The organism is Acinetobacter junii, from assembly GCF_018336855.1.
Taxonomy (GTDB): Bacteria; Pseudomonadota; Gammaproteobacteria; order Pseudomonadales; family Moraxellaceae; genus Acinetobacter; species Acinetobacter junii.
Genome location: NZ_CP059558.1, coordinates 2,669,580 through 2,695,822, shown reverse-complemented (window position 1 = coordinate 2,695,822; position 26,243 = coordinate 2,669,580). Strand labels below are relative to the sequence as shown.

20 protein-coding genes and 6 tRNA genes are annotated in these 26,243 nt (G+C 38.6%); 18 read left to right on the top strand and 8 right to left on the bottom strand.

The genetic code is table 11. The features are described 5' to 3' along the window. Nucleotides 1-127 precede the first annotated feature (127 nt). From pilG to H2677_RS12390, 6 genes are all read left to right on the top strand, one after another. Nucleotides 128-511: a twitching motility response regulator PilG gene (pilG, locus tag H2677_RS12415; RefSeq protein WP_004640629.1), complete on the top strand. Its 384-nt coding sequence runs from the start codon at nucleotides 128-130 to the stop codon at nucleotides 509-511. A gap of 20 nt (nucleotides 512-531) precedes the next feature. Further along, a complete protein-coding gene (locus H2677_RS12410) occupies nucleotides 532-894 on the top strand; it encodes a response regulator (protein ID WP_004664659.1) in 363 nt (120 codons plus the stop codon). Nucleotides 895-932: 38 nt separating this feature from the next. Next, nucleotides 933-1,469: a chemotaxis protein CheW gene (locus H2677_RS12405; protein ID WP_004908738.1), complete on the top strand. Its 537-nt coding sequence runs from the start codon at nucleotides 933-935 to the stop codon at nucleotides 1,467-1,469. Between the two features lie 46 nt (nucleotides 1,470-1,515). Further along, a complete protein-coding gene (locus tag H2677_RS12400; RefSeq protein ID WP_004950560.1) occupies nucleotides 1,516-3,603 on the top strand; it encodes a methyl-accepting chemotaxis protein in 2,088 nt (695 codons plus the stop codon). A gap of 154 nt (nucleotides 3,604-3,757) precedes the next feature. After that, nucleotides 3,758-8,848: an Hpt domain-containing protein gene (locus H2677_RS12395; protein ID WP_212638663.1), complete on the top strand. Its 5,091-nt coding sequence runs from the start codon at nucleotides 3,758-3,760 to the stop codon at nucleotides 8,846-8,848. Between the two features lie 13 nt (nucleotides 8,849-8,861). Continuing rightward, nucleotides 8,862-9,320 (top strand): hypothetical protein, encoded by a 459-nt coding sequence (locus H2677_RS12390; RefSeq protein ID WP_004950563.1) that lies wholly within the window; start codon nucleotides 8,862-8,864, stop codon nucleotides 9,318-9,320. 47 nt (nucleotides 9,321-9,367) lie between these two features. Here H2677_RS12390 and dapE read toward each other — a convergent pair whose 3' ends face one another. From dapE to H2677_RS12375, 3 genes are all read right to left on the bottom strand, one after another. Continuing rightward, on the bottom strand, nucleotides 9,368-10,504 hold the full coding sequence (dapE, locus tag H2677_RS12385) for a succinyl-diaminopimelate desuccinylase (RefSeq protein ID WP_004950566.1): 1,137 nt from the start codon (nucleotides 10,502-10,504) through the stop codon (nucleotides 9,368-9,370). Between the two features lie 124 nt (nucleotides 10,505-10,628). Further along, complete coding sequence (locus H2677_RS12380) at nucleotides 10,629-10,772, bottom strand: entericidin A/B family lipoprotein (RefSeq protein WP_005402122.1); 144 nt, start codon at nucleotides 10,770-10,772, stop codon at nucleotides 10,629-10,631. Between the two features lie 118 nt (nucleotides 10,773-10,890). Then, nucleotides 10,891-11,748: a DUF1853 family protein gene (locus tag H2677_RS12375; protein ID WP_212639613.1), complete on the bottom strand. Its 858-nt coding sequence runs from the start codon at nucleotides 11,746-11,748 to the stop codon at nucleotides 10,891-10,893. 101 nt (nucleotides 11,749-11,849) lie between these two features. On the opposite strand from H2677_RS12375, the gene H2677_RS12370 reads away from it, so the two are divergent. From H2677_RS12370 to H2677_RS12330, 9 genes are all read left to right on the top strand, one after another. Continuing rightward, nucleotides 11,850-12,221, top strand: a complete 372-nt coding sequence (locus tag H2677_RS12370; protein WP_099949082.1) for a YbaN family protein — start codon at nucleotides 11,850-11,852, stop codon at nucleotides 12,219-12,221. 196 nt (nucleotides 12,222-12,417) lie between these two features. Then, nucleotides 12,418-12,921, top strand: a complete 504-nt coding sequence (gene elsL, locus H2677_RS12365; protein WP_130574965.1) for a cell wall-recycling L,D-carboxypeptidase ElsL — start codon at nucleotides 12,418-12,420, stop codon at nucleotides 12,919-12,921. Nucleotides 12,922-13,090: 169 nt separating this feature from the next. After that, nucleotides 13,091-13,166, top strand: a tRNA-Val gene (locus H2677_RS12360). A gap of 23 nt (nucleotides 13,167-13,189) precedes the next feature. Continuing rightward, nucleotides 13,190-13,266 (top strand) — tRNA-Asp (locus H2677_RS12355). A gap of 42 nt (nucleotides 13,267-13,308) precedes the next feature. Then, nucleotides 13,309-13,385, top strand: a tRNA-Asp gene (locus tag H2677_RS12350). A 79-nt stretch (nucleotides 13,386-13,464) separates the two neighbouring features. Then, nucleotides 13,465-13,540: transfer RNA gene (locus tag H2677_RS12345), tRNA-Val, on the top strand. Between the two features lie 40 nt (nucleotides 13,541-13,580). Further along, nucleotides 13,581-13,657: transfer RNA gene (locus tag H2677_RS12340), tRNA-Asp, on the top strand. Between the two features lie 138 nt (nucleotides 13,658-13,795). After that, nucleotides 13,796-13,871: transfer RNA gene (locus H2677_RS12335), tRNA-Val, on the top strand. A 94-nt stretch (nucleotides 13,872-13,965) separates the two neighbouring features. Further along, nucleotides 13,966-14,433 carry a DUF2750 domain-containing protein gene (locus H2677_RS12330; RefSeq protein ID WP_130574966.1) on the top strand — a complete coding sequence of 156 codons (468 nt, stop codon included), beginning with the start codon at nucleotides 13,966-13,968 and terminating at the stop codon, nucleotides 14,431-14,433. 28 nt (nucleotides 14,434-14,461) lie between these two features. Here H2677_RS12330 and H2677_RS12325 read toward each other — a convergent pair whose 3' ends face one another. From H2677_RS12325 to yccS, 4 genes are all read right to left on the bottom strand, one after another. Beyond that, a complete protein-coding gene (locus H2677_RS12325) occupies nucleotides 14,462-15,247 on the bottom strand; it encodes a YdcF family protein (protein WP_212638662.1) in 786 nt (261 codons plus the stop codon). 124 nt (nucleotides 15,248-15,371) lie between these two features. After that, nucleotides 15,372-17,909 carry a PepSY domain-containing protein gene (locus H2677_RS12320; RefSeq protein WP_212638661.1) on the bottom strand — a complete coding sequence of 846 codons (2,538 nt, stop codon included), beginning with the start codon at nucleotides 17,907-17,909 and terminating at the stop codon, nucleotides 15,372-15,374. A 162-nt stretch (nucleotides 17,910-18,071) separates the two neighbouring features. Further along, nucleotides 18,072-18,656 (bottom strand): YcxB family protein, encoded by a 585-nt coding sequence (locus tag H2677_RS12315; RefSeq protein ID WP_004908704.1) that lies wholly within the window; start codon nucleotides 18,654-18,656, stop codon nucleotides 18,072-18,074. Between the two features lie 79 nt (nucleotides 18,657-18,735). Continuing rightward, nucleotides 18,736-20,910 (bottom strand): YccS family putative transporter, encoded by a 2,175-nt coding sequence (gene yccS, locus H2677_RS12310; protein ID WP_212638660.1) that lies wholly within the window; start codon nucleotides 20,908-20,910, stop codon nucleotides 18,736-18,738. 143 nt (nucleotides 20,911-21,053) lie between these two features. Here yccS and H2677_RS12305 point away from each other — a divergent pair, with 143 nt between their 5' ends. After that, nucleotides 21,054-22,268: a multidrug effflux MFS transporter gene (locus tag H2677_RS12305; RefSeq protein WP_130574969.1), complete on the top strand. Its 1,215-nt coding sequence runs from the start codon at nucleotides 21,054-21,056 to the stop codon at nucleotides 22,266-22,268. A 21-nt stretch (nucleotides 22,269-22,289) separates the two neighbouring features. Here H2677_RS12305 and H2677_RS12300 read toward each other — a convergent pair whose 3' ends face one another. Beyond that, complete coding sequence (locus tag H2677_RS12300; protein WP_126131743.1) at nucleotides 22,290-22,997, bottom strand: nitroreductase; 708 nt, start codon at nucleotides 22,995-22,997, stop codon at nucleotides 22,290-22,292. 424 nt (nucleotides 22,998-23,421) lie between these two features. On the opposite strand from H2677_RS12300, the gene H2677_RS12295 reads away from it, so the two are divergent. Together H2677_RS12295 and gltS are read left to right on the top strand one after the other, a co-directional pair. After that, nucleotides 23,422-24,750: a DcaP family trimeric outer membrane transporter gene (locus tag H2677_RS12295; RefSeq protein WP_212638659.1), complete on the top strand. Its 1,329-nt coding sequence runs from the start codon at nucleotides 23,422-23,424 to the stop codon at nucleotides 24,748-24,750. Between the two features lie 179 nt (nucleotides 24,751-24,929). Beyond that, nucleotides 24,930-26,165, top strand: a complete 1,236-nt coding sequence (gene gltS / locus H2677_RS12290; RefSeq protein WP_004950593.1) for a sodium/glutamate symporter — start codon at nucleotides 24,930-24,932, stop codon at nucleotides 26,163-26,165. Nucleotides 26,166-26,243: the final 78 nt, after the last annotated feature.

Here is a 26,243-nt window from a genome sequence, read left to right as displayed (position 1 = left end):
ACTGATAGTTTGGTTCAAAAAACTTCATTGATAATGCAAGTAAAGATATGTTAAAAATATCAACTAGTCTGTATAAAACAAATTAAACAACCATAATTTGTATTGAGTGAATGGGGCAGGACAATAAATGGAAGATAAATTTCAAAATTTAAAAGTAATGGTGATTGACGATTCTAAAACGATTCGACGTACAGCTGAGACACTGTTACAACGCGAAGGTTGTGAGGTGATTACAGCTGTCGATGGTTTTGAAGCATTATCGAAAATTGCGGAAGCAAATCCTGATATCGTATTTGTCGATATTATGATGCCTCGTCTAGATGGTTACCAAACCTGTGCATTAATTAAAAACTCTCTAAATTATCAAAATATTCCAGTAATCATGTTATCAAGCAAAGATGGTTTGTTTGATCAAGCCAAAGGGCGTGTTGTGGGGTCAGATGAATATTTAACTAAGCCATTTAGTAAAGATGAGCTGTTAAGTGCGATTCGTAACCACGTAAGCGCATAAAATTTAAAATCGAGGAAAAAATGGCTCGTATACTTATTGTAGATGATTCTCCTACTGAAACGTTTCGTTTTAGAGAAATTTTGACAAAGCACGGTTATGAAGTTTTAGAAGCAACTAATGGTGCTGACGGTGTAACAATGGCACAGGCTGAGTTACCAGACCTTGTGTTAATGGATGTGGTAATGCCAGGGATGAATGGCTTTCAAGCAACACGTCAAATCAGTAAAGGTAAGGATACACAACATATTCCAGTCGTGATTGTAAGTACCAAAGATCAAGCGACAGATAGAGTATGGGGTAAACGTCAAGGTGCTTGTGATTACTTAACTAAGCCTATTGATGAACAGCAACTGATAGATGTGATCAAGCAACTATTAAGTTAATTGTACGAGCCTTTTCAATACTCAATATGGGATAGGTTATGGCTGCAAATGGATTTATCGAATTGCTTCGCTTATCCAAGCGAGGCAATAAACAATACGCTTCAACACAAAATGAAGTCAGTCGTTGGTCTGGTATTGCATTTGAGATGTTAGGGCAATATTTTGTTGCGCCACTTGGGGAAATTTCGGAGGTGATTTATCCACCGAAATATACACCAGTACCAAATACTCAATCATGGGTGCGTGGTTTGGCAAATATTCGTGGGCGGTTGCTCTCAGTTTCTGATTTAACACATTTTATTTCAGGACAAAGGAGCCAATTTTCACCAACGCAAAAAGTAATTTGTATAAGCCATCAAGATCATTATGTTGGTTTGGTTGTAGACCAAGTTTTGGGGATTCAGCACTTTAATAAAAAGAGTTTTTTTTCTCAAAGTTCTGAACTAGACAATAAGCTCAAAGAGTATTGTCAGGGATACTTCCACCAACATAACCAACAATGGCATGTATTTTTACTGAGTAGGTTGTTGCAAAACCCTCAATACATGAATGCATCAATAAAATTTATAAACTAATTTTTACGCTACGGAACATAAATGCGTATTCAGGGGAGAAGCTGGTATGGGCTTTAAACTTAAAAAGAAAAATGGCAGTGGTAATGATAGTTCTGGTGCTAAGAAGAGCAGCGCATTTTTAGAAAAAATACGCACTCAATTAGATCAGTTTTCACGATTATTCGGTGAAACTGAGAAATCTAGACCGATTCTTTATCGAGCTTTAATCGCTTTAGCTCTAGCAGTTATCCTCTTAATTTACCTTTTTGTCAGTGTTCCACGTTCAAACCAATTAACTCGTAGTTTGGGTGAGTTGCGTTTGTTGTCGCAGATGATTTCGCGCCAAGCAACAGAGGCAACGGCTTCAGGTACACCTGAAGCGATGAAGAGTTTGGTTGAGTCAGAAAAACGATTTGCTGAGAACTTGGAACTTGTTGAGAATGTTTATGGTAAAGGCTCAACAGAGTACAAAAAAGTAAATGAACTTTGGACTAATGTTTCTAAAAACATTGATTTAATTGCTTCACAACAAAAAGTCATTAATCAGCTTTATGATACGAACATTTCCATCAGTGAAACGATTCCTGAGATTCAGGCTGAGTATAACTTGATGGTTGATCAAATGGTTCGTGAGAACATGCCAAGTAGTCAGGTAATTATCACTAAAAACCAAGTGTTTATTGCAGAACGTATTTTACGTTCAATTAACTCAGTACTAGTAGGTACGGATAACTCTAGTATCTCTGCAAATGACTTCGGTGCTGATATTGATACTTTTGGTGTTTACTTAAATGCTCAATTAAATGGTAGCGCTGAACTTGGTGTAGATCGTATCGAATCACCTGATTTACGTGAATCTGTGGATAGCATTAAATCTGATTATGATGCTGTTCTAAAATCAGCTGCAGAAACAGTATTACAGAATGCCAATCAAATCGTTCGTGTTCGTCAAGCTTCATCTCAAATTTTCTCTCAATCAGATGCCTTACTTGGGTCATTAAATGCATTATCTGATAAAGCAGAGGGTGGTTGGGGTAATGTTGTTGCAGGTATCGTATTAATTGGTGCTTTAGGACTATTGGTTTTCTCTGCGTTACAATTACTCGCATTACGTAGTAATACTGATAAAGAGCGTGTAACTCGTTTACAAGATGAATATGACCGTAACCAAAATGCGATTTTACGTTTACTTGATGAGATTGCCGACTTAGCTGACGGTGACTTACGTTCTTATGCAACAGTATCGGAAGACTTTACGGGTGCGATTGCCGACTCGATTAACTTCGCAATTGATCAGTTACGAGATCTAGTTTCTCGAATCACTGAGACATCTCAAGAAGTTGCACGATACACGCAAGATACACAGAATATTACTAACCAGTTAGCTGAGGCTTCTGAGCACCAAGCACAAGAAATTGCAGGTGCATCTGCTGCAATGAATGAAATGGCATTGTCAATTGACCAAGTATCAGCCAACGCTTCTGAATCTGCTGATGTAGCATTGCGTTCTGTACAAATTGCATCAAACGGGGCAGATGTTGTAAACCGTTCAATCGAAGGTATGGATCATATTCGTGAGCAGATTCAGGAAACGTCTAAACGTATTAAACGTTTGGGTGAATCTTCTCAAGAAATTGGTAACATCGTATCGTTGATTAATGATATTGCCGACCAAACGAACATCTTGGCATTAAACGCAGCAATTCAAGCATCGATGGCTGGTGAAGCTGGTCGTGGTTTCGCGGTAGTTGCGGATGAGGTACAACGTCTAGCTGAACGTTCAGCATCAGCAACTAAACAGATTGAAGGATTGGTAAAAACAATTCAAACAGATACCAATGAAGCCGTAATTTCAATGGAACAAACAACGGCAGAGGTTGTTCGCGGTGCGAACTTGGCAAAAGATGCAGGTATTGCACTTGATGAAATTCAAACGGTATCTGGCGACTTAGCGAAATTGATTGCAAGCATTTCTGATGCTGCAAAACTGCAATCTGCTTCAGCAAGTCATATTGCAACCACGATGAACGTCGTTCAAGAAATTACATCTCAGACGACTACTGCAACCTTCGATACAGCTCGTTCTGTTTCTGAATTGGCAAGCATGGCTGAATCATTACGTGAGTCTGTAACTGACTTTAAGTTACCTGAATAAACCTTTAGTCAGAGGGTTGTTGAGAATCAACCCTCTGACTCGAGTGAAATTTAGAATATCTCGGCAAGATGATGAGTATATGGAACGACATCTTGTACGGTTGGTACACGTATTTTTAAGCCACAATTAGTGGATAAAAACGAAAGAAGCCGCTATGAAAGAAATATTAAAAACATTAGTTGAAACGATGACGCTTCCTGAAGACAGTTATCTTGAGCAGGACTCAGAGATTCTTGATATTTTTATTGAAGAGTTAGATGAGATTTTTGTCGAATTAGAACCATTATTAGTTCAATGGATCGAACACCCTGATCAAAAAGATGTAATTCCAGATATTCGCCGCCACTTTCATACATTGAAAGGTTCTGGTCGAATGGTTGGTGCGAAATCATCAGGCGAATTGGCATGGACTGTTGAAGATACTCTGAATCGCATAATTGCAGGTACTATTTTACTTGATCAGAGTATTCAGCAATATGTACAAACGGTATTCAATATCTATAGATTTAAACTCGTCCAAGATTTTAAATCAGTTCAAGCTCATCATATTAATTTAAAGCCATTAGTGTTATTGGGACAGCAACTACAAAAAGAACAAAGTCTTGAGCCTGCTTTAGCCGAATTACTACAACTGTCAGTTACTTTAGATAAAGAAGATGTCATGACAGGTTTGGAAGCAAGTTCTGACGATAGTTTGGAAGAGGCAAGTACTGACCATAGCTTGGTAGAAGCAAAAGCTATTTCTGATGAAGAAAATCTTGTTGAAGACCAAACTGAAGATGATGGTTTAATAAAAGAAACTTTAGCAATCTTCTTAGAAGAGTCGGAAGATCATTTAGCAACGATTGATCAATTTTTGTTAAAAGATCGTCCAACAAATGATAATTACAATACCTTGATTCGAGCTTTACATACCTTGCGTGGTAGTTCAGCTATGGCACATGTAGATCAGGTATTTGATGCAAGTTCAAAAGTTGAAAACTTATTCAAAACGCTTTTACAAGAAGAATTAGATTCAAGTTCGGATGAAACTGCATTACTCATCCATTATGCTCAGTTTGTGCGTGATTATTTACACACACTTAAACAAGAAGGTCCAAAGCAAAAGTTTGATGAAATTTTTGATACCTTCAATGTTGCTTGGGATAGTTATGATTTTCAATTAGAAGACAAACAAGGCGATACCGTACGTCCTCAAGGTCTTGTTTCTCAATTATTAGAGCTTGATATCAATGATCTACTTGATGTGGAGTTTGATTTTGAAAAGCGTGCCCGTAGTGAATTTCCGCAATATATTCAAACACTAAGTAAGCAAACAGAGCTTTTATTACAGCATACTCATCACCATGCAACAATTGGGATGTATCAGTACACAAGTCTGTTACGTTCAAGTTATCAAGATCTTCTATTCAAACCGAGTTTATTAAATCTTGATTATGCTTTTGAGTTATATCAGCAAGTTCATCAACACTTTATTCAGTTATTTGATACGTTGGCAGCAGGACAACGGGTGACGTTGACTAAAGTTCATGAGCGTATTCTCAATGAACTGAGTTCATTTACTCAACAGAATGTTGAAAGTGTTGCATCAAGTGATGAATTACCTGCCGAGATTGTAGAAGTCGCTCAAGATCAGCCTGACACGTCAGATATTAGTGAACATACAACTGTAAATGATCTCTCAACGCAGTTTGCGCTTGATAAGCAAATGATTGACTCTAATGAGTCCAATCGAGATTTTGACCCTGATCTTTTAGATATCTTCCTTGAAGAGGCTGATGAGTTACTCGCTGGTATCGATGCAGATTTAACGACATGGTCATCTGATCAACAAAATCTAAATGCTCTAAAGAATTTGATGCGTTATTTACACACCTTAAAAGGTGGGTCAAATATGATTCAAGCAAGGCATATTGGGTTGATTGCACATGAGCTAGAAACTATTTATGAGAAGTTAATCAATCAACAGATACAGGCTTCCTCTTCTTTAGTTAATTTAATTCGTGCTGTACAGGATGATATTGCTGATCGTATTCAAACTATTAAAGATCATCAAGTTGATTATCCTTCAACTCATGTTTTGGGTTTGTTAAAAGGCGTAGGTGCATCGGATTCGTCACAAGTATCTGAAGTTTCACACGAGCAAAAAGCTGAGCAAGAATTAATACTTGATGTGCAAGACCAAGAGCTAAGCTTAAATAACAGTGAAATCATTATTGAAAGTGACGAGGTTGAAGCCCTTTCATCTGATGACAATAGTCAAACGACCGTCAGTAATACAGTAGATGTAACAGATTTTGCTCAACAACTGGCTTTAGACAAACAACTACTACAATCTAGTGATTCAAATCGTAATTTTGATCCAGACTTACTTGATATCTTCTTAGATGAGGCGGACGAGTTACTTGCTGGTATTGATTCAGATTTAAGTCTTTGGACTGCTGATCATACGAATTTAGCTGCATTAAAAAATCTTATGCGTTATTTGCACACCTTAAAAGGTGGATCAAATATGATTCAAGCAACGCATATGGGACTAATCGCACATGAGCTAGAAACAATCTACGAAAAGCTCATTAATCAGCAAATTCACGCATCTTCTGAGCTGATCGCATTAATAAGATTGGTACAAGATGACATTGCTGATCGTGTTCAAACAATTCGTGATCAACAAATCGATTATCCATCAGTACATGTCGTAAATCTTCTACAGCAGCAACATCAATGTTCTGTTTCAGAAACAGTTTCTTCCACACTTGTGCAGTCTGTTGAAGTTGTTGATAGCCAACCGCAAGATCACTATGATGCGACTACTTCTTTGGTGACTGAGACATCTAGTCCAACCATTGAAATTGACGGTGAAGTTGCAGCTACGATTGAGCAGAATGCTCTCGAAACATCTCAAAATGCCGATGAGGAAGTACGTTCACTTGTCGAAGAAACGTTCCTTGAAGAAGCAGAAGAATTACTAGAACAAGCTCAAAGTTTATTAAAACAATGGTTTGAACAACGTGGTAATCGTAGCTTGTTATTGCAGTTGCAGCGTAATGCCCACAGTTTAAAGGGTGGAGCACGCATGGCTCAACTCGAAGCAGTTGGTGTTATTGCTTATCATTTGGAAAATACCTTTGAGCAGTTTGGTTTACATCATTTCAACTCTAATGTTTATGATAATTTACTCAATACAGCATTAACTTGGTTACATGACGCTATTTTCAAACGTCAATACGCCAATTTTGATGGTTTAAAACATAGTTTAGAAAATATCGAATTCGTTGATGTTTCTGCACAGCTTCCACAAAAAATCTCCGCTAAAGATGTATTTACTCCTGAATATACGATGGAGTTTGTGCAAGGTGATGGTACTGAGCCACCATCAATGTTTGGTGAGTGGGAAAGTTCTGAGCGTATCGAACAGAACAATGAAATGATCCGTGTTTCTGCTGATGTCATTGAAAAAATGATTGATTTATCAGGCGAGAATGCGATCAACCGTTCGCGTATTGAGATGGACTTGGGACAGTTAGGTGGAACTCTAACTGAGATGGAGCTAGCGATTAAGCGTTTGGCTGATCAGTTGCGTCGAATGGAAGGTGAGTTAGAAAGTCAAATTATTGCTCGTCATGGTGGTGAAAATTCACGTTATGAAGATTTCGATCCATTAGAGATGGACCAATATTCTTCACTCAATCAATTGTCGAAATCTTTAGCTGAATCGGCATCTGACTTAGTCGATTTCAAAACAACTTTATCTGAAAAGATCCGTGATACAGAAGGTCTGTTATTACAGCAGTCTCGTATTCAAGCGGAAATTCAGGAAAGCTTGATGAGAACTCGTCTAGTACCTTTCTCAAGATTGCTACCACGATTACAGCGTATTGTTCGTCAAACAGCATCCACATTGAATCGCCCAACAGAATTGGTGGTAAATAATACTGAGGGTGAACTTGATCGTAGTATTCTCGAAAGATTGATTGCGCCTTTCGAACATATGTTACGTAATGCGATTGACCATGGTATCGAGGATCGTGAGCAACGTTTGCAAGCCAATAAACCAGAAACAGGTCATATTGTATTAAATATCGGTCGTCAAGGGACTGATGTTGTTGTGACATTCAGTGATGATGGTAAAGGTATTGATGTTAGCCGTATCAAGCAGAAAGCTATTCAAACTGGTTTGATGACCAAAGATCAAAAGCTTGAACACGAAGAAATCTTACAATTTATTTTCCACCCAGGATTTAGTACGGCTGCACAGGTTACGCAGATTTCAGGTCGTGGAGTAGGTCTTGACGTTGTACAAAGTGATATCAAAGCATTAGGTGGTCACGTCAGTGTAGACTCAACGCTTGGTAAGGGGACAACTTTCACAATTCGTGTCCCAACAACTGTGGCGGTTAGTGATGCGTTAATGGTGAAAGCGGGTGATCAGCAATTTGCGTTCCCACTTGCACAAATTGATCGTATCGTGCGAATTTCTCCTGCAGCTTTAGAACAATATTTCGAAGGTCAGGATGATTACTTCACAATTGATCAAGAGAAATATCGCTTACGTTATTTATCTGAGTTTGTAGCAGGTCAACCAATTCCACGCTTAAGCGGAATGGTGCATTCTCTGCCTGTACTTTTGGTTAAAGGTGCGCAAGGTCAAACTACGGCTTTACTGGTTGATCAATTGATCGGTTCTCGTGGCCAAATTGTTGTGAAACCTATTGGACAACAGTTCTCGAGTATTGGTGTGATTGCAGGGGCGACGATTCTAGGTGATGGACAAGTCTGTTTGATTCTAGATGGTCAAACTATTGCTCGTCAGGCGCAGTCAACTCATCGCAGTAAACAAGCTGATGATACCTATACCAAACAGCGTTATGATGAACGTCGCTTGATTATGATTGTCGATGACTCTGTCACAGTACGAAAAGTCACATCACGTCTATTAGAACGTCATGGTTATGATGTTGTGACAGCGAAAGACGGTGTTGATGCGATTGAACAACTTGAAACAATCAAACCTGATTTAATGTTGTTAGATATTGAAATGCCGCGAATGGATGGTTTCGAAGTGACAAATCTTGTTCGACATCATGAGTTACACCGAGATTTACCGATTATTATGATTACCTCACGTACCGGTGAGAAACATCGTGAACGAGCATTGTCATTGGGTGTAAGTCAATACATGGGTAAACCGTTCCAAGAGGAAACACTTTTGGAAAATATCGAAAGTTTACTTACGGTTCGCTGAGAGGTAGAAACGAATGGCAAAAAAAAATGCGAACACTGCTGGATTGGGACAAATTAACCAACAAGAATTACAGCATTTAATTACAGTATCTACTGGTTTTATTGATGCCTATATTATTGATTGTTTTGATAATGTTCCAATGTTATTACCACAAAACATTGTGCTTTCAGCAATGGATACTGAAACCAATGTGGATTTCATTGAGTGGCATGATCTAAAGCTACCTGTCTTTGCTGTTAATGATCCAAAGTTAGAAGAAGGTGTTGCTTTGGTCATTGAGGGTGATGATGTTTCAGAACGCTTTGCTTTGGTATGCAACGAAATGCCAGAATCTATTCGTTTACGTATCTCAGAAATGGTAGATGAAGAACGTGATATTAATGATAGTACGGTCTTCAAGTATGTAAAAATGGGAGAGAAGCAATTCTACGTGCCTAATTTACAGCATATTCAAACCAAGCTAGGTTTATAAAAATAAAAAAGGAACTCAAAATAGAGTTCCTTTTTTAATGCACAGAATTAAGTTAATAAATTTTCTAAAATCTGCTCATAAATATCAGTTAATGGATCAAGCTCATCTACGTTGACATGTTCGTTGATCTGGTGAATGGTTGCATTTAATACCCCTAGTTCTAGCACTTGCGCGCCAGTTGGTGCGATAAAACGACCATCTGAAGTACCGCCACTCGTTGAAAGTTCGGTTTCAATGCCTGTTACATTTTTAATGGCTGTTTTTGCTGCATTCACCAACTCACCGACAGGTGTAAGGAATGGTAAACCAGACAAGGTCCATTGAATGTCATAGGTTAATTGGTGCTTATCTAAAGTTTCAATAACACGTTGTTTTAATATTTCTGCTGTAACTTCAGTAGAATAACGGAAGTTAAAAGTCACTTTCAAAGTTCCTGGTACGACATTGGTTGCGCCAGTTCCTGCATGAATATTTGAGATTTGGAAAGAAGTCGCAGGAAAGTATTCATTACCATTGTCCCAAACTGTTTCACATAACTCATTAATTGCTTTAGAGGCGAGGTGAATTGGATTCTGTGCAAGATGAGGATAAGCCACATGTCCTTGCTTGCCATGAATCGTTAAAACAGCATTTAAAGATCCACGACGACCATTTTTTACAATGTCACCTAATCGATGAGTACTCGAAGGTTCTCCAACAAGACACCACGTCATTTTCTCATTGCGCGCTTCTAAGGTTTCAACAACTTTGACAGTACCATTGATTGATGGGCCTTCTTCATCAGAGGTAATTAAGAACGCAATAGAACCTTTATGATTTGGATGTTTTGCTACGAAACGCTCAGAAGCAACAACCATTGCTGCCAAAGCTGTTTTCATATCAGCTGAACCACGACCATATAACTTGCCATCACGAATGCTTGGCAGAAATGGATCTGAGTTCCATGCATCTAAATGACCTGTTGGGACTACATCTGTGTGCCCAGCAAAACAAAAAACAGGTTGTTCTGTACCCCGACGTGCCCAAAGATTATCAACGTCTTCAAAGCGCATATTTTCAATTTTAAAACCTGCTTTCTCTAATCGATCAGCCATGATTTTTTGACAATCATGATCGACTGGAGTGACAGAAGGTTGACGAAGAAGTTGTAAACTGAGTTCTAAAGTATCGGAATGCTGGTTCATGCGAGATGTAGCTAAATCTGGTGAATTCTGAACCGATATAATAGGGTAATCTGATTAAGAAAGGTATGTAAAAATAAACCTTATCTGAGATGAGATAAGGTTTTGTGAACTTACTGGATCAAGATTACATTTTTTCTTGAGTTTTTTCAGCAGTCTGAGTAACTTTGTCACCTGCTTTAGATACGTCCTGACCAAAACCTTTAAATGTATTACAACCAGTTAAAACAAAAGCAGTCATGATCGAAGCAACTAAGATTTTTTTCATCATCTTCTCCGTTTAAATGTAATTATGATGTTCTTAGAGGCTAAAAAAAATACTATAAAATGAACATGATGGTTTGTTTGTAGAACTGTTATGAAATGTTACTTTATAAAAGTTAAACAACTTAAGTTTGCTTGAACAATGATGTCCTAAACATATAAAACTGAGGTTCACTATTGGGATCGTGATAGAGCCCATCTGTCCACCATTTGGCTGAGGTAGAACTTACTTCACGATTTGGACACAACCATTCATGCCGTTGTAAGCGATGATATTGAGCGATTGGAATATGTGTTCCCCATTTTCCTATTCTGCGACGATTATTTATCCATGTGGGGAGGGGGTGTTGACCGTTGCAAACAGTCGGTAAATACAATTGACCTTTTAAAACACAAAATTTTCTTTGAATTTTATAATCATTTATTTCAGAAAACTGAAATTGTCGTTCAGTGAAATGTTGTAATTTCCTGTTCAATGTATCTTGTCGGTTGAGCCCGTACCAATGTTTTAATTCTAGATCCATTTCACCTAGATAATACTTTAATGCCACTTCCCAATGTTCAATTTCATTACTTCGCTGATTTAAAACTAAAAAATCGAGCTCTCCAATTGTTACTGCGCTGTTGATGATTTGTATGCTATGACCAAGTAATTGATAATGATGAAAATCCTGATCTAAAAGCCAAAACCACAGTAAATTTTCGAAACGCAACCCAAGTCGTGTGCTTTTTAAGCGAGCTATAAATTCAATTAAAGGGCTTGGATCATCATCTAACTGAAATAAACGTGCTTCGTAGAATTGGTAAAGCTCTTGCCAATGATGGTCATCGTGTAGCTCAAAATTGTTTTTTATTACTAATTCATGTGGCTTTTGTGAAAGGATATTCGGGCTCGAGATGCAAAATGCGAGCTGCCTGACGATTGGAGTTTTAAATTGTATCCAAGGTTCAAAAAACAGCGGCGTAGAATCGGCTTCAGACATCATTTAATCCAATCATAGAAATAAGCCAGCCAAGTTTAAGAAAGCAGCTTAAAAACACTTTATACTAGCACGCTTGTGTTGACGTATTGGTTAATAGCGCAATGAAAACTTTATTTTGGCGAAGTCTGGTCGTAATTTTCATTACGCTCGGTATTATTGGTGCAATTTTGCCAGGTATGCCAACAACGGTTTTCTTGATCCTTGCTGCTTGGGCTGCATCAAAAGGATGGCCACAAATGGATGCTTGGTTACTCAATCATCCCAAATATGGAGCTACTTTACGCAACTGGCGTGAATATGGCACTGTGCCACGCAAAGCAAAATGGATTGCATCAATTATGATGCTAATCAGTGGAGTTTTGATGTTATTTACCAATGCACCAATCTTAGTCAAAGTATTCACTGATGTGACGATGTTGATCGTTGCAATTTGGCTGTGGTCACGCCCTGAGCCTGATTCAAAAAATGATTAAGTAAATCTTAGAGATGGCTTTAATGCTGCGTTGATTTACGCTTAAATTTAACAAACCAAATGCTACAATGAGAATACTCATAATTTTTTAGTCATTTTAAACGCCGATAGATCCAAATTTTTAAAAAATCAAAACTACAGAAATCAGCTATGATTTGTGTTGATATAATTTAGCGTTATTTAATCTTGAGATAAAAATGTCGTATACCATCGAACAAGCTGATATTTTGATCGATCTAGCACAACAAACCTTATATTTGCCCAAACATAATAAGTTCTATGTGATTTCATCTGGCAAGAATGGCATTGGTGAACAAGAAAATAGTGGTAAAACACCACGAGGCTGGCATCGTGTTGCTCAGAAAATCGGTCAGAAAGCAGCAAAGAATTCAGTCTTCATCGCTCGTCAACCTACTGGTGAAATTTATAATCAGCAATTAGCGGAACAGTTTCCAGAACGGGATTGGATTTTATCTCGTATTCTTTGGCTAGATGGCTTAGAAGTTGGTTTTAATAAAGGTGAGGGCTGCGACACGTTCAATCGATATATCTATATTCATGGAACACCTGAAAGCCAACCAATGGGTATTCCAATGTCGCATGGCTGTATTCGTATGCAGAATGATGAGATTCTTGAATTGTTTGAACTGGTTCCTGAACAGGCACTGGTCTACATTTTTGAATCGCCTTTAGAAATTTAGCTGTTAGAAATCGAATAAGTGTTTAAATAAAATACTGAAATATTAGATTTTATCGTGAATCACCTATTTTTTAATCATTCACACTGTTTTTTTAGAAAAGATGAGGAAAAGCGTTTGACAGGCTGTAAAGATTCTCTATAATGCACCTCACAAACGATGAAGACGTTAAGGGCGCTTAGCTCAGTTGGTAGAGCGTCTGCCTTACAAGCAGAATGTCGGCGGTTCGATCCCGTCAGCGCCCACCAAGCCTTTACGTTAAAACTCAAGTGCAGCGGTAGTTCAGTTGGTTAGAATATCGGCCTGTCACGCCGAGGGTCGCGGGTTCGAGCCCCGTCCGCTGCGCCACTTAAGTTTTAATAATCGTTTCTGAAATTGCAAGATCATAGTGCAGCGGTAGTTCAGTTGGTTAGAATATCGGCCTGTCACGCCGAGGGTCGCGGGTTCGAGCCCCGTCCGCTGCGCCACTTTAGGATTGCAAATTCAATTAGAGTTAAGTAAATTAGACGTTTACTTAAACAAAGCCTAGCTTTGTTACCTCACTCAGGGCGCTTAGCTCAGTTGGTAGAGCGTCTGCCTTACAAGCAGAATGTCGGCGGTTCGATCCCGTCAGCGCCCACCATAATTTGTGACATTAACTATCAACTAGATAGTTACCCAGTGCAGCGGTAGTTCAGTTGGTTAGAATATCGGCCTGTCACGCCGAGGGTCGCGGGTTCGAGCCCCGTCCGCTGCGCCATTTTCTTGATACCTTGTTCAAGAAAATAAATGTTTTAACAAGTATCTTTATACTTGATCTCTGATACGAGATGCCATTAGGGAAATCAAAGATTTTTCTCTTGCGCTCAAACAAAGCCAAGCTTTGTTACCTCGCTCAGGGCGCTTAGCTCAGTTGGTAGAGCGTCTGCCTTACAAGCAGAATGTCGGCGGTTCGATCCCGTCAGCGCCCACCATAACTTCCATACGATATCTTGCTATCTTGATTGTGATTTTAAGTCATTTCTTTTATCATTAGCCGCAATAATGATTCTAAAATTGAAGTGATTTATGAGAAATCCTTATCAACGCAAGGCTGCGTCGAAATCTCAAACTAATTCTAATCTTTCTCCAAAGGATATTTATCGTCAGTTCATTGAACAAATTGTTATGCAGCGTCAAGTGATTGCTTTGTATCATGATGGGTGGGCGTTGTGTGCAACACCTTCTGGGCAACATGCTTTATCAATTTGGCAGAGTAAAGGATTGGCAAAATTATTAATTAAAGATAATTGGGCAAACTATCATCTACAGGAAGTTCCATTATTGGCTTTTATTGAAAAGATGATTCCTTTTTTAAAGGAAAATAATACGATCCTTTCTTTAGATCTGACACCTGAAGGTAATAATTTATTGGTGCCACCTGATACATTATTGTTAGATATTAAAAACTTTCTTTATCAAGTCTATCTACAGCGCCCTGATGTATTTGCTGAGTTAAAATTGCCCCTGCCACGTGATATCCGTTTGCATAATTAAATCAAAAAAGATTGGGGCATATCCCCAATCAATATTCATTTAATATCCATCCGCTTGCATAAGCGAAATACTCTCTTAACCATGCATTATATCGAGTGCTCAAAGGCGTAGTTGATCCAAGTAATATGGTCTGGGTATAACCTTGTTTTTTTGCAATCGCTTGCGCACGTAAGGTATGAAAGTCACTGGTTACGATTGCAATGGGTTGTTGAAGAGTAATGTGATGCGCTGATAGCAGAGGCTGGCTATTCTTGAGGTTAAGTTCAGTGCTGGTGCTTTTGTCTTCGAGTAAAATCTGAGTGGCAGGGATTTGATGTTTTCGCTGCAAATAGCGTGACATAACAATTGCTTCGCTATCTTTCTCGCCAAAATCAATTCCACCAGAGACAATCACTTTTGCATCTGGTTGCGCTTTTGCCAAAGGTGCTGCACGATCAAGACGTTTTGCAAGTGTTGCTGATGGTTGACCATTTTCAATGCCTGTTCCTAAAACAATAATTGCTTTAACAGGTGGAATAGATTGCGGTTTCTGATTGTTATCTGTCAGATAATTAAAGAAATATCCTAGACTAATGATCCAAATCCAAAAACACGTCCATGCAAAGCGCCAAATAGAATGCAGACGGAAGTGATAAAAGAAAAACCGTTCAAAATGATAATAGAAATAAGCGTAAATACAGAAAAATAGTCCAATCAAAAAGGGTAAAACTGTACCGATATGAATCTTTTTAAGCGCAATTAGAATAGCTCCATCTAGGAATAAAATAGAACCGACTATAGCTAAAATGATACGAATCCATGAGCTTGCTTGCATAATCTTTTTCGTAAGCGATATAAAACGTGCTAAGTGTATGCAAAATTCATCGAAAGGCAAACGCTTCTATAGATGAATAAAAAACGGGTGAATATCACCCGTCTTTATCTATATTCAATAAAGCTTAGTAAACATCTCGACGATAACGACCTGATAATCGTAATTCATCCAATTTTTCCTCTCCTAGAAGATCGATCAATGCAGCTTCAACACCTGTTGCCATACCTTCAATGCTTCCACAAATGTATATGACAGCATCTTTAGCGATCCATGCTAAAAGCTCTTCAGCATTGTTGCGAAGAATATCTTGTACATAAATACGTTGAGCTTGATCTCTAGAGAATGCCAAGTCTAGACGTTTTAGAGTTCCCATTTTTTTCCATGCTTCGATGGTATCTTCATAGAAATAGTCACATTCACGTTGACGCTCACCAAAAATTAACCAATTTTCAGTGTAATTTTGACGATTACGTTGTTGCAACAGGCTCATCAAACCTGCGATACCTGTGCCATTACCAATACAAATGATTGGACGATTATCATCAATCAGATGGAATGATTCATTCGTACGAATTCGTAAAGCTAGCTTATCTTTGATTTGGATATGTTCTGTTAACCATCCAGAGCCTAATCCAAGTTCACCCTGTGGGTCACGCTGTTGACGAACGACAAGTCTGAGAATTTGCTGCGGAGGAATACTAGCGATAGAGTATTCTCTAGTGGGTAGGGTAGGAAGCTGCTCGACAAGTTCATCTAGATGATTGAATGCCTGAACATCTACGCGTAAATTTTTATTCCGTAATGCCTGATCAATTTTCTGATTCAATGATTCGATTTTGGATTCAGCTGAGATTTGGTGCTTTTCTAAAAAGCGTTGAATCTCTGTGGGAGTGTTTTCTGGTTGAATTTCTGCAATATCACCAGGATGCCAAGTCATATCATAAGGAGCGGTGAATTCAATATTGTAAGCAGGTTGCCCAAGACTATTTGGATTGAGGAGTGTACGAGAACTTAATGTCCATTGATCAAATACTTTTTCAATGTTCATTGCATGTAGTTCTGTGTGCGTAATCTCTGATAAAGCCTGATTCCAGCGCTGGATATCATTAGGATTGACGTTATCGACTTCAATTAAGTCAAATAAAGGTGATGCCTTCGATGCTAATAACCATTGGTTTATTGCATGCCCAAAACTACAGAAACTTTCAGGATATTCTTTAGAACCCAATGCAAGCACTGCAAACTGCATTGAACTTAAATCTAGTGATTGCTTCATCATCTTTTTGCTGAAGCTAGCTGCTAAGTCAGGTGCCACACCAGTTCCATAGGTACTCACCACAAATAAGACAAGCTCAGCTTGCTGAAGCTCACTCTCAGTCAACTGTTGAAGCGGTTTAACAATTGTTGCTTGCTGTGCTTCTTGTAAGCTTGTTGCTGTCCGCCATGCGAGTTGTTCAGCCACGCCTGTTTGACTTGCGTAAGTGATGAGCCATGGTTTTGCATTTGGGTCAATAACTTGAGAACCGATCGTATTTCGTACCGCGAGTGTGAGTTTCTTTTGTTTGCGACGTTTTAAATAAAGCATCCAACCTGTGACGAAAAATAAAGGCATTGTTAAAGATGCCAGCATTGCTAAAAATTGATAAGTGTCACCAAAAAAGCTTCCACGATGTACAGGGAGCATACTGCTCATAATCTTTTCATTTAGCTTCTTATCTTCGTAAAGCTCAAATTTCTCAAAAGTGTTAGATTGATAATTATAAATAGCTTGGTTACGAGCACGTTCATGTTGGGGGATAGCATCAACAAAAGATAGCTCAAGCTTTGCATCGTTCTTTTTCGGAATATTAAACGTTAATGATGAATATTCACGTCCAATTTGGGCATTCACGCCTGTCCACGATTGCGACAATATGTTGGTCACTTGCTCAGGTTTAAGTTTTTCTTGTTCAGGTTTTTTTCTATCTTGGTTTGGTTCGTTGCGTTTAGGTTGTTCAACTCCCATGACTTTGAACATACCAGCACGCCACCAGTCATATGACCAATACAAACCAGTGCATGCAAATAAGAGATAAAAGACGACAAGCCAAGTTCCAACTACAGCATGTAAATCCCAAATAAAATTGCGACCCTTAAGTTTAGGTTTAATAAAGAACCATTGTTTAAAAGAATGTTTTTTAGGGAAGCGGAGATAAAGTCCACTCAGCACAAAAAAGATAAGCATCAAGGTTGATGCACCTGTAATTTGTGCTCCAAACTCGCCTGCTGTTAAGTTCCGATGCAATCGTTGGATAAATTGTAATACTTCACGACCTTTGACTTCTGGTAATACTTCAGCTGTATATGGATTGACCATCATGTTATAGCCACGACGAGCACCTTCTTTTTTAATATTTACTGTAGAAGATGCGGTAGGGTCAGCTGCGATGGTAATACTATTAATCTCAATATCGGGTTGTTTTTTATTGAAGTGTTGAAATATCTGGGCTGGGGTTAACTTTGGAGTAGAAGCAGCTTCAACAACATAGCTCTCTTTATTGATGAATTCTAAGATTTGCTGATCATATGAATAAATTGCTCCAGTTATGCCCATCAATGAAAGGATTAAACCTGCAGTGATCCCTAAGAACCAATGAATTTGGAAGAAGACTTTTTTAAGCATGGTCGAAAAATGTAAATAAAGTGGAGTTCATGTAAAAAATTATAACTCAAGATTAAGAATATAATATGGATTTTGTAGGTAATATTGATTTTGATTCTCATTTAAATTTTTCACATTAAAAAAAACCTCTCATTTTGAGAGGCTTTTTTTGAATATTTTTAATTATAGCGTTTTCGGAGCGCCTACAGTTTCATTCAAATGTTTACGAACAGTATTGAATGAAAAGTTTTTTGAATCCATGCGTTTAGGAAGGATATATGCACCTTGTTGTTCATCACCTTTTGGTGTTTTTACTTTAAAGTTCACCAAAATGAAGTCAGGTGAGCTATACCACTCATAAATATCTTTCCAACCGATTGTTGCAGTACCTTCTTGAACGCCCATTTTTTGGCGCATGACGATACCGTGTGGTTGAACACCAAGACGAAGACCTTTAATTTCCTGAACTGGGAATTCATTCATTTTACGTTTCACATACCACTCAAGACCGAATCGTTTAATCAGGTAGAAGAGGGCAACGAACACGATAACAACCCAACAAAATACAGTTGAGTAAGTAGAGTAGTAGTTAATCAGTCCAGCGGTCACTAAAGAAAGCACCACAAGCGAAATCATAATGATCCACGCTTTGCGACTAAATTTATTAGTACTACGCCAAATCATAAGTTGAGCTTGACGTTGTTCAGCTTCGGAAACTTCGTAGGGAACAGGTTGTAGCGTATAAGCGTATAGCGTTTTGGCGGTCATAGTATAAAAAATGAGTGTAGAACTAAGTTAAGTTTAGCATTAATTAGCAGTCAAAGATATTATGCCAATGGTGGATAAATCAAAGAGATGCAAACTCAGTGCCATCCTGATTTGGCTCATGACTTAAGCTTTGTTTAAGCATGCTTAAGCGAGTCAAAATACCAAACATGAGGGATAATTGTTGCAAAATAATCAAGGACTTTGGATCACCTTCATCATGAGTACTGAGTCGTTGACGTATGGTTTGTAACATATTTTGCGCGGATAAATCTGGAACCTCATCACGCAATAATGTGCCTTTAATATCGTCTAGGGCTTGATCAAGTAAAGCCAATACTTCTTGATCATGGATTTGTGCTCGATGTGCACCTAAGGCTGCGATATAGCTCAAAAAGGTATGACTCAAACACAAGAACTCGAATGCCAGTGACTTTTGTGTTGGGTCAATATTTGGCTCAGTTGCTAATGTGGAAATTAAAGAAGCAACTTCTGCATCGGTATTGTGCGCTGCGCGACGAACTACACGATAATTGAGCGCATTATTTTTACCTTCGTGGTATTGCTGAACTACTTCCGAAAGATAATTACATTGAGCTTCTATAGAACGCTGGATGGTACGAGGCAGCCTACGAAATTTCCAATCGGGCCAAATAAAACTCACGCCAAACCATGCGAGGGCACATCCGATAAGTGTATCGATAAATCTTGGAAAGCCAGCAGCAAATGCAGAACCATCAAGATTAAAGTTGATCAGTGCCAAGATAGTGATGAATGCAGTTGCTTGAGCATATTGCTTACTTCTTAGTTCGAAAAATAGCACACCGCTTAAAACAAGCATCACCAATTGCCCTTCAAGTGAAGGAATAAAATAGATAATCGCCAATCCAACAATAATGCCGATTAATGTACCTACTATACGCAAATATAAGCGGCGTTTTGTGGCGTTGAAGTTTGGCTGACATACGAACAGTGCAGTGAGTAAAATCCAGTATCCATATGCAATATTGGTAACTTGAATAAAAATATAGCCAATAAATAAAACGATTGATAAACGGACAGCGTGTCGAAATAAAACAGATTCTGGTGTGAGATGCTGTTTGACTCGAACAAAAATATCATTCCAACCTTTGAGATCATCATCTTTAAGTTGGTGTTCAGTTTGTTGAGCGTTGATCAGTTGCAAATCGCGTTCTGTTTCTAAATTTTGCAGTTGGGCATCGATCGATTTTAAATTTTGATAGAGTGCAAATAAGGCATTTACACGTACTTGATCATAAATATTATCTTCACGTAATTTTTCTAATGACAGTCTAAGATTTTCAAAACTATGTTGAAATCTTTTGTTGTGCGTATAACGTGTGCGATTCAAGATACATTGCGCTAAGTCCTGGCATGCTTTACCTTGAATGGTAAGAATACGTTGGAAACGAAATAAAATATCACTGTGTTGAAACAGTTTAGCGAGTTTTTGATAATCAATATGAGCGGAATCAGCACGCTCGTGAATATCTTGAGCTACAAAATAATACTGCAAGCTGCGTCGCGTATCTTTTTGACCTCGGTCTCCTTTGAGACGAGTGACTAGTGCTACACGTAAATTATTGAATAATGTAATTAATTTTCCATTTTCTAGTGCCAAGTCAATCATGCTTTGTTGGTAGCTTGATGCGGTCATATCCACATCAAACAGGTTTGATTTAGCATATAAAAAACTACCTAAAGCATTATAAGATGCTGATAGTTGATCTTGTAACTGACGAACTGGAAATAATAAGAAGCTGATAGTTGAAATCAGACCATACCATGCTGCTCCGATCACAAGTAATGCAGGTTGCAAATACCAGTCTTCAAATAGATGAACACCGAGCATGGTATATACCGAAACCACCAAGCATCCATAAGCAATCGTGGCGTAACGTCGCCCTAACGAACCTAATAGAATCCAGCCAATACAAGAGGCGATCAAACCTAAAGCGAATGCGAAAGGGTAGGGAAATAATAATTGAACGGATGCTGCGGTAATAAAAAAACCGATGTAGGTGTAGATTAAGTTCATGATCCGCACAGAAAAGCGATCATCAATATCACTTATACCCGCAGCAACTACACCTAAAGTTAATGGAATCGTAGCCAGTTGAAAATCTAATAAATAAGGAACAAAAGCTGTACCTACAAAAGCGATCAACATCCTCACGTTATACATAAACGTGGTGTTATAAGTTAATTGTTTTAATCGTCCAAACCAAGGATTCAAGCGCTGTCCTTTTCGTATCGTGTCATGGAATTATTGTATGGGAACTGACATCTCAAAAGTGCTAGTCAGCCTGTATTATTATGCACAAAATAGCATGAGAGTGTTAAGCTTAGATCAGGAATAAACTTGAAAAGTGAAGTATTATGAAGGTCGAGCAGTCTAATTCACGTCAATATTCAACAACTTGGATTATGTTGCTTGCACTCCTTACCGCTTTAGGCCCTTTATCAATTGATATGTATTTACCCGCTTTGCCTCAAATGGCAGAGGAGTTTGGGGTAAGCACGCAAATGGTCGCAAATACTTTGCCTGCTTATTTTTTAGGGCTTGCGATTGGTCAACTTATCTATGGTCCAGTGAGCGATCGGATTGGTCGAAAAAAACCTTTGTATTTTGGTTTAACCCTTTATGTGATTGCTAGTTTGGCTTGTGTGTTTGCAAGTAATGAATGGGCATTAATCGTTGCACGTATTTTTCAAGCGCTTGGGGGTTGTGTCGGTGTCGTTATTGCGCGCGCTGCGATTCGTGATCGACTGGATGTTCAAGGTTCAGCTCAAGCATTTTCAAGTATGATGATTGTCATGGGGCTAGCACCTATTTTAGCACCTATGTTTGGCGCTTGGATTCTGAACTTTTTCCCTTGGGAAATGATTTTTGCTGCATTGGCTATTATTGGTGTGATCTGTTGGTTATGTGTCCATTTCTTTTTTAAAGAATCTTTGCCAATTGAGCGTCGACTCAAGCTTTCCACTTATCAAGTCACAACGCTTTATGCCGCAATTCTAAAAGATGCGAGCTTTAGAGTCCCCATGTTTGCAGGCTGTCTGACAGGTGCAGCTTTGTTTTGTTACATCAGTTCTGCATCAGCGGTCTTTATGGGGCAATATGGATTATCTCAACAGCAATTCTCCTATGCATTCGCTTTTAATGCTGCTGGAATTATGTTGATGTCTTCTTTGAATAAGCATCTCAATACACGAATGGATATTTATCCCCGTCTTCGTTTGGGCGGTTCGATTCAGTTCCTAGGCGCTGTATGTGTTGTGTTTGCAGGATCAATGCATAACGCTCCGTTGTGGATATTGATGTCTGGTTTATTTTTTGTAGTGTCTGGAATCGGGTTGACTGGTCCAAATGCAATGGCTTTGGCAATGTCTAAACAAGGTGCTCGAGCTGGAACTGCGAGTGCGATTATGGGAAGTATGCAGTTTGCATGTGGTTTATTAGGTGGTGTTATTCTGAACTTTTTGATTTGGAAAGCATCATTGAATATGGGGCTCATGATGTTGATGTTTACTTCAGCAGGACTGGTCGCTATCTTTAAGGTTGGAAGACAACAGAACAGTATCTCTATGTAGAGATACTGTGGCCATTAAAGTTTACTCATCAACAAAGACAGTAAAATTTTCAACAGGTTCGCGTGGTGTAATGAATGTATTCACGATGTGATCTGGATCGGCATATCCTAATGCAATTGCACAAATAAGCTCTTCATCATCTGGTGCTCCAAGTACATCTAAGACAATTGGATAAAAGTGATTCCATGCAGCTTGAGGGCAAGTATCCAAACCACGTGCTTTAGCCGCGACCATCACATTTTGAATCATCATCGAAATATCCATCTTCGATCCGATTCCCATCGCTTTGTTGACGGTAAAGAAAAGTCCAACAGGCGCATCAAAAAGCTGAAAGTTACGCAGTTGTTGTGCTGCCATTTTTTCCTTTTCGCCTTTTTGAATACCTAATAATCCGTATAGACCCCAACCATTTGCACGACGACGATCAATAAACGGTGAAATCCAATTTTCAGGATAATATGCAAAAGTTTCTTTGTACTGCTCTGCTAATTCTGGTTTTTGAAATAACTCAAGCTGAGCTGCACAGACGCGCTCAATCATCTCTGCGCGTTTGTTTCCAGTAAGCACATAAACCTTCCATGGTTGAGTGTTTGTACCTGATGGTGCTCGGCTTGCGACTGACAAAATGTCTTTAATCGTTTGTACATCAACAGGTGTGTCTAGAAATGCACGTACTGAGTGGCGAGAAGTAATTGCTTCATCAACATAACGGACTTGTTCCGTATTCATATAAACTCCAGCTCTTTTTGCTATTTTCTCATTGGGTGAGACTATAAATGAATCTGGTGTTTTTGCAGATGGTTTTTTAGTCGTATTGCAAAATTTGTTTTAAAAGTAATCGTATTTTCGTTTCATCAGTAAAAGCTGAATAATTTATGTGCGGTTTTGTTTTGTTTGTGTGAAAAAGAAATATATTTGTAACATAATGAAATAGAACTATTATTTAGCCAAAATTGCTTAAAACTGAGTTTTTATTCGAATAAAAAAATACACACAATATTCTAAATTTATGCATAATACGCCCTTTTTAAAAATTGATTAGGCTTTCCTTACTGATTGGGTGAGGGGGATTTTCTATTACAAACATAGTGAATTTATCCAATTTTATGTTTGTAGAAATGTTGAAATATACATCGAATACAAGGAGCTTCTCATGAGTTTACCTCTCATCCGCAAGCCGTTCTTGATTCAGGGTTTGGCATTTACTGTTGCTATCTTGATGATGAACACGACACAGGCTGCTACTGAGCAAGAGCAAATTCAACAACTTCGTGATGAAGTGAAAGAGTTGCGTGCTTTACTTGAACAATATGTTCCTCAATCAAAACAAAAAACTACATTGCCTGTTTCAGATTCAGCTCAAGTTCTAGCTGCTCAGACTACAACTCCATCATCTGATACAAATAAAAAATCGCCACTCTCTTTTCAAACAGCATCTGGTGCTGATGTAAAGTTATATGGTTTCTTGCGTGGAGATGCTTCTTATCAAGCCAAAGGTGGCGATGGTATTTTTAACCGAATTAATAAAGTCGATCTCGAAAATAATGAGAAAAATAGTGACCGATTTTATAGCACTGCGACTGTGACTCGTTTGGGCTTAGATTTTAAAGCACCTGTACAAGGTGCAGATGTTGGTGGAAAGCTAGAAGTTGATTTTCGCGGTGGAACTAACAACGATACAATCCGTATCCGCCATGCGTATTTGACTTATAACGACTGGTTATTTGGTCAAACTACATCAACATTCTTGGCGACAGATCTGCAACCTGAGATGCTTGATTTCAATTCACCTTTAGGTATTGGTACATATCGAACTCCAATGGTTCGCTACAGTGGTTCTTTGAATCCTGTCACGAGTTATGCGATTGCATTGGAAAAAGGTAGTGATGATAATCGTGCACCTGCACTTAGCTCGAAAATCAAATACGATTTTGCAGAGGGTAAGGGGACAACTTCAGCTCGTGCACTTTTAACAGAAGTACGTAGTAAAGAAGCCTTTGATAAAGATCATCACCAACTCAGTGCAAATGAATCTGACTTAGGTTGGGGGATTGCGCTGGGTGCAAAATACAAATTTACAGATTCTTTGCAAGCGATGCTTGATTACTCACATGTGAAAGGTGACAGCAAATTTTTGCTTTACACCAATAATGCGTTCAATGTGAATCCGACAAATTATGATTTAAATCTCAATGAATTTGATGCTGTGACTGTGGGCACAACGTATCAGATCACGCCAAAAGTTCGTAGTACTTTGGCGTATGGCGCGATGTTTGCTAAAGATAACAATGCATTTGCTCAACAAGCATTGCTAGATACTGCGCAAAACAAAACGCTACAACAAGGTTGGTTGAATGTAATGTTTTCACCTGTTACGCCAATCACGTTCGGTTTAGAGTATATCTATGGCGAACGCAAAACCTTCAATGGTCAAAAAGGTAAGGATAACCGTGTAGGAGCAATGGCTCGCTATAACTTCTAACCTATCCTATAGGTGTAATCATCCGTGAAAACCATCTGTTAATACAGGCTGGGTTCTTACAAAGAACTGTATGTTTTTTATTAACTTGATTGAGTTTTCACTCATTTTGAGAGTTACTGTTTTATTAGTTGTGTGATGGAAAAACTATCTAAAAACTAATGAAATAAACGGAAGAAGATATGGAATTTACTTTCAATGGTTTTTATACCCTAATTTCGGCGGTTATCGTCTTGTTATTAGGGCGTCTGCTCGTTAATAAAATTGACTTCTTAAGACGTTACAACATCCCAGAGCCTGTCGCAGGTGGTTTGGTTGCAGCAGTTGTATCTTTGCTGGTGCACTCAATGTGGGGATATAGCATTGTTTTCAGCAGTCAATTGCAAACAAGTTTTATGCTGATCTTCTTTGCTTCAATTGGTCTGAGTGCCAATTTTATGAAGTTGCGTGAAGGTGGTATCGGACTCGTTATATTCTTGATCTGTGTGGCTTCTTTTATCGCAGTACAAAATGCGGTAGGTATGAGTCTTGCGTCATTATTAGGTATTGATCCATTGGTTGGTTTGATCGCTGGTTCGATCACGCTCACAGGTGGTCATGGTACTGCTGGTGCTTGGGGTGAAATTCTTGAAACCCAACATGGGATTCAAGGTGCATTAGCACTAGGAATGGCAAGTGCGACATTTGGTCTAATTATTGGTGGGATCATTGGTGGTCCACTGGCTAAATTATTGATCAATCGTTATAGCCTTGCACATGAAAAAAGTTCATTAGAAATCAAAGATCGCGATACGCATCTTGATAAACATCCTGATGAACTTGCTCCATTTGAAAACCCACATCAAGTACGTTTAATTACAGCAGATAATGCAATCACAACATTGGGTATGTTCGCTGCCTGTCTTGCATTTGCTGAGTTTATGACGGGTTATAGCAAAGGGACATGGTTCGAGTTACCAACCTTTGTTTGGGCACTTGGTGGTGGTGTTATTCTCCGAAATATTCTTGAAAGCGTATTGAAAATTGATATTTTTGATCGTGCAATTGATGTGTTTGGTAACGCGTCGCTTTCATTGTATTTGGCAATGGCATTGCTTTCGTTGAAGTTATGGCAATTGGCAGATTTGGCTGGGCCACTGGTTGTTATTTTAGGTGCTCAAACTATTACTATGGCTCTATATGCAGCCTTTGTAACCTTCCGTGTGATGGGTAAAAACTATGATGCCGCTGTTCTTGCTGCGGGTCACTGCGGTTTTGGTATGGGGGCAACACCGACTGCGGTTGCAAACATGCAAGCCATTACTAATATGTATGGACCTTCCCATAAAGCGTTCTTAATTGTTCCGTTATGTGGTGCATTCTTTGTCGATTTAATTAACGCAACAGTAATTCAAGTTATCTTGAAATTCTTTGCCTAAGTCGGATCAAAAGCCCCATATGGGGCTTTTTTGATTCATCCATTTTTATCGTATATGTATTTGATATACATATAATTT

What these genes read in the sequence shown, in the direction of transcription:
- pilG (WP_004640629.1), top strand. Translation starts at nt 128, where the DNA reads ATGGAAGATAAATTTCAAAATTTAAAAGTAATGGTGATTGACGATTCT.
- H2677_RS12410 (WP_004664659.1), top strand. Translation starts at nt 532, where the DNA reads ATGGCTCGTATACTTATTGTAGATGATTCTCCTACTGAAACGTTTCGT.
- H2677_RS12405 (WP_004908738.1), top strand. Translation starts at nt 933, where the DNA reads ATGGCTGCAAATGGATTTATCGAATTGCTTCGCTTATCCAAGCGAGGC.
- H2677_RS12400 (WP_004950560.1), top strand. Translation starts at nt 1,516, where the DNA reads ATGGGCTTTAAACTTAAAAAGAAAAATGGCAGTGGTAATGATAGTTCT.
- H2677_RS12395 (WP_212638663.1), top strand. Translation starts at nt 3,758, where the DNA reads ATGAAAGAAATATTAAAAACATTAGTTGAAACGATGACGCTTCCTGAA.
- H2677_RS12390 (WP_004950563.1), top strand. Translation starts at nt 8,862, where the DNA reads ATGGCAAAAAAAAATGCGAACACTGCTGGATTGGGACAAATTAACCAA.
- dapE (WP_004950566.1), bottom strand. Translation starts at nt 10,504, where the DNA reads ATGAACCAGCATTCCGATACTTTAGAACTCAGTTTACAACTTCTTCGT.
- H2677_RS12380 (WP_005402122.1), bottom strand. Translation starts at nt 10,772, where the DNA reads ATGATGAAAAAAATCTTAGTTGCTTCGATCATGACTGCTTTTGTTTTA.
- H2677_RS12375 (WP_212639613.1), bottom strand. Translation starts at nt 11,748, where the DNA reads ATGTCTGAAGCCGATTCTACGCCGCTGTTTTTTGAACCTTGGATACAA.
- H2677_RS12370 (WP_099949082.1), top strand. Translation starts at nt 11,850, where the DNA reads ATGAAAACTTTATTTTGGCGAAGTCTGGTCGTAATTTTCATTACGCTC.
- elsL (WP_130574965.1), top strand. Translation starts at nt 12,418, where the DNA reads ATGTCGTATACCATCGAACAAGCTGATATTTTGATCGATCTAGCACAA.
- H2677_RS12330 (WP_130574966.1), top strand. Translation starts at nt 13,966, where the DNA reads ATGAGAAATCCTTATCAACGCAAGGCTGCGTCGAAATCTCAAACTAAT.
- H2677_RS12325 (WP_212638662.1), bottom strand. Translation starts at nt 15,247, where the DNA reads ATGCAAGCAAGCTCATGGATTCGTATCATTTTAGCTATAGTCGGTTCT.
- H2677_RS12320 (WP_212638661.1), bottom strand. Translation starts at nt 17,909, where the DNA reads ATGCTTAAAAAAGTCTTCTTCCAAATTCATTGGTTCTTAGGGATCACT.
- H2677_RS12315 (WP_004908704.1), bottom strand. Translation starts at nt 18,656, where the DNA reads ATGACCGCCAAAACGCTATACGCTTATACGCTACAACCTGTTCCCTAC.
- H2677_RS12305 (WP_130574969.1), top strand. Translation starts at nt 21,054, where the DNA reads ATGAAGGTCGAGCAGTCTAATTCACGTCAATATTCAACAACTTGGATT.
- H2677_RS12300 (WP_126131743.1), bottom strand. Translation starts at nt 22,997, where the DNA reads ATGAATACGGAACAAGTCCGTTATGTTGATGAAGCAATTACTTCTCGC.
- H2677_RS12295 (WP_212638659.1), top strand. Translation starts at nt 23,422, where the DNA reads ATGAGTTTACCTCTCATCCGCAAGCCGTTCTTGATTCAGGGTTTGGCA.
- gltS (WP_004950593.1), top strand. Translation starts at nt 24,930, where the DNA reads ATGGAATTTACTTTCAATGGTTTTTATACCCTAATTTCGGCGGTTATC.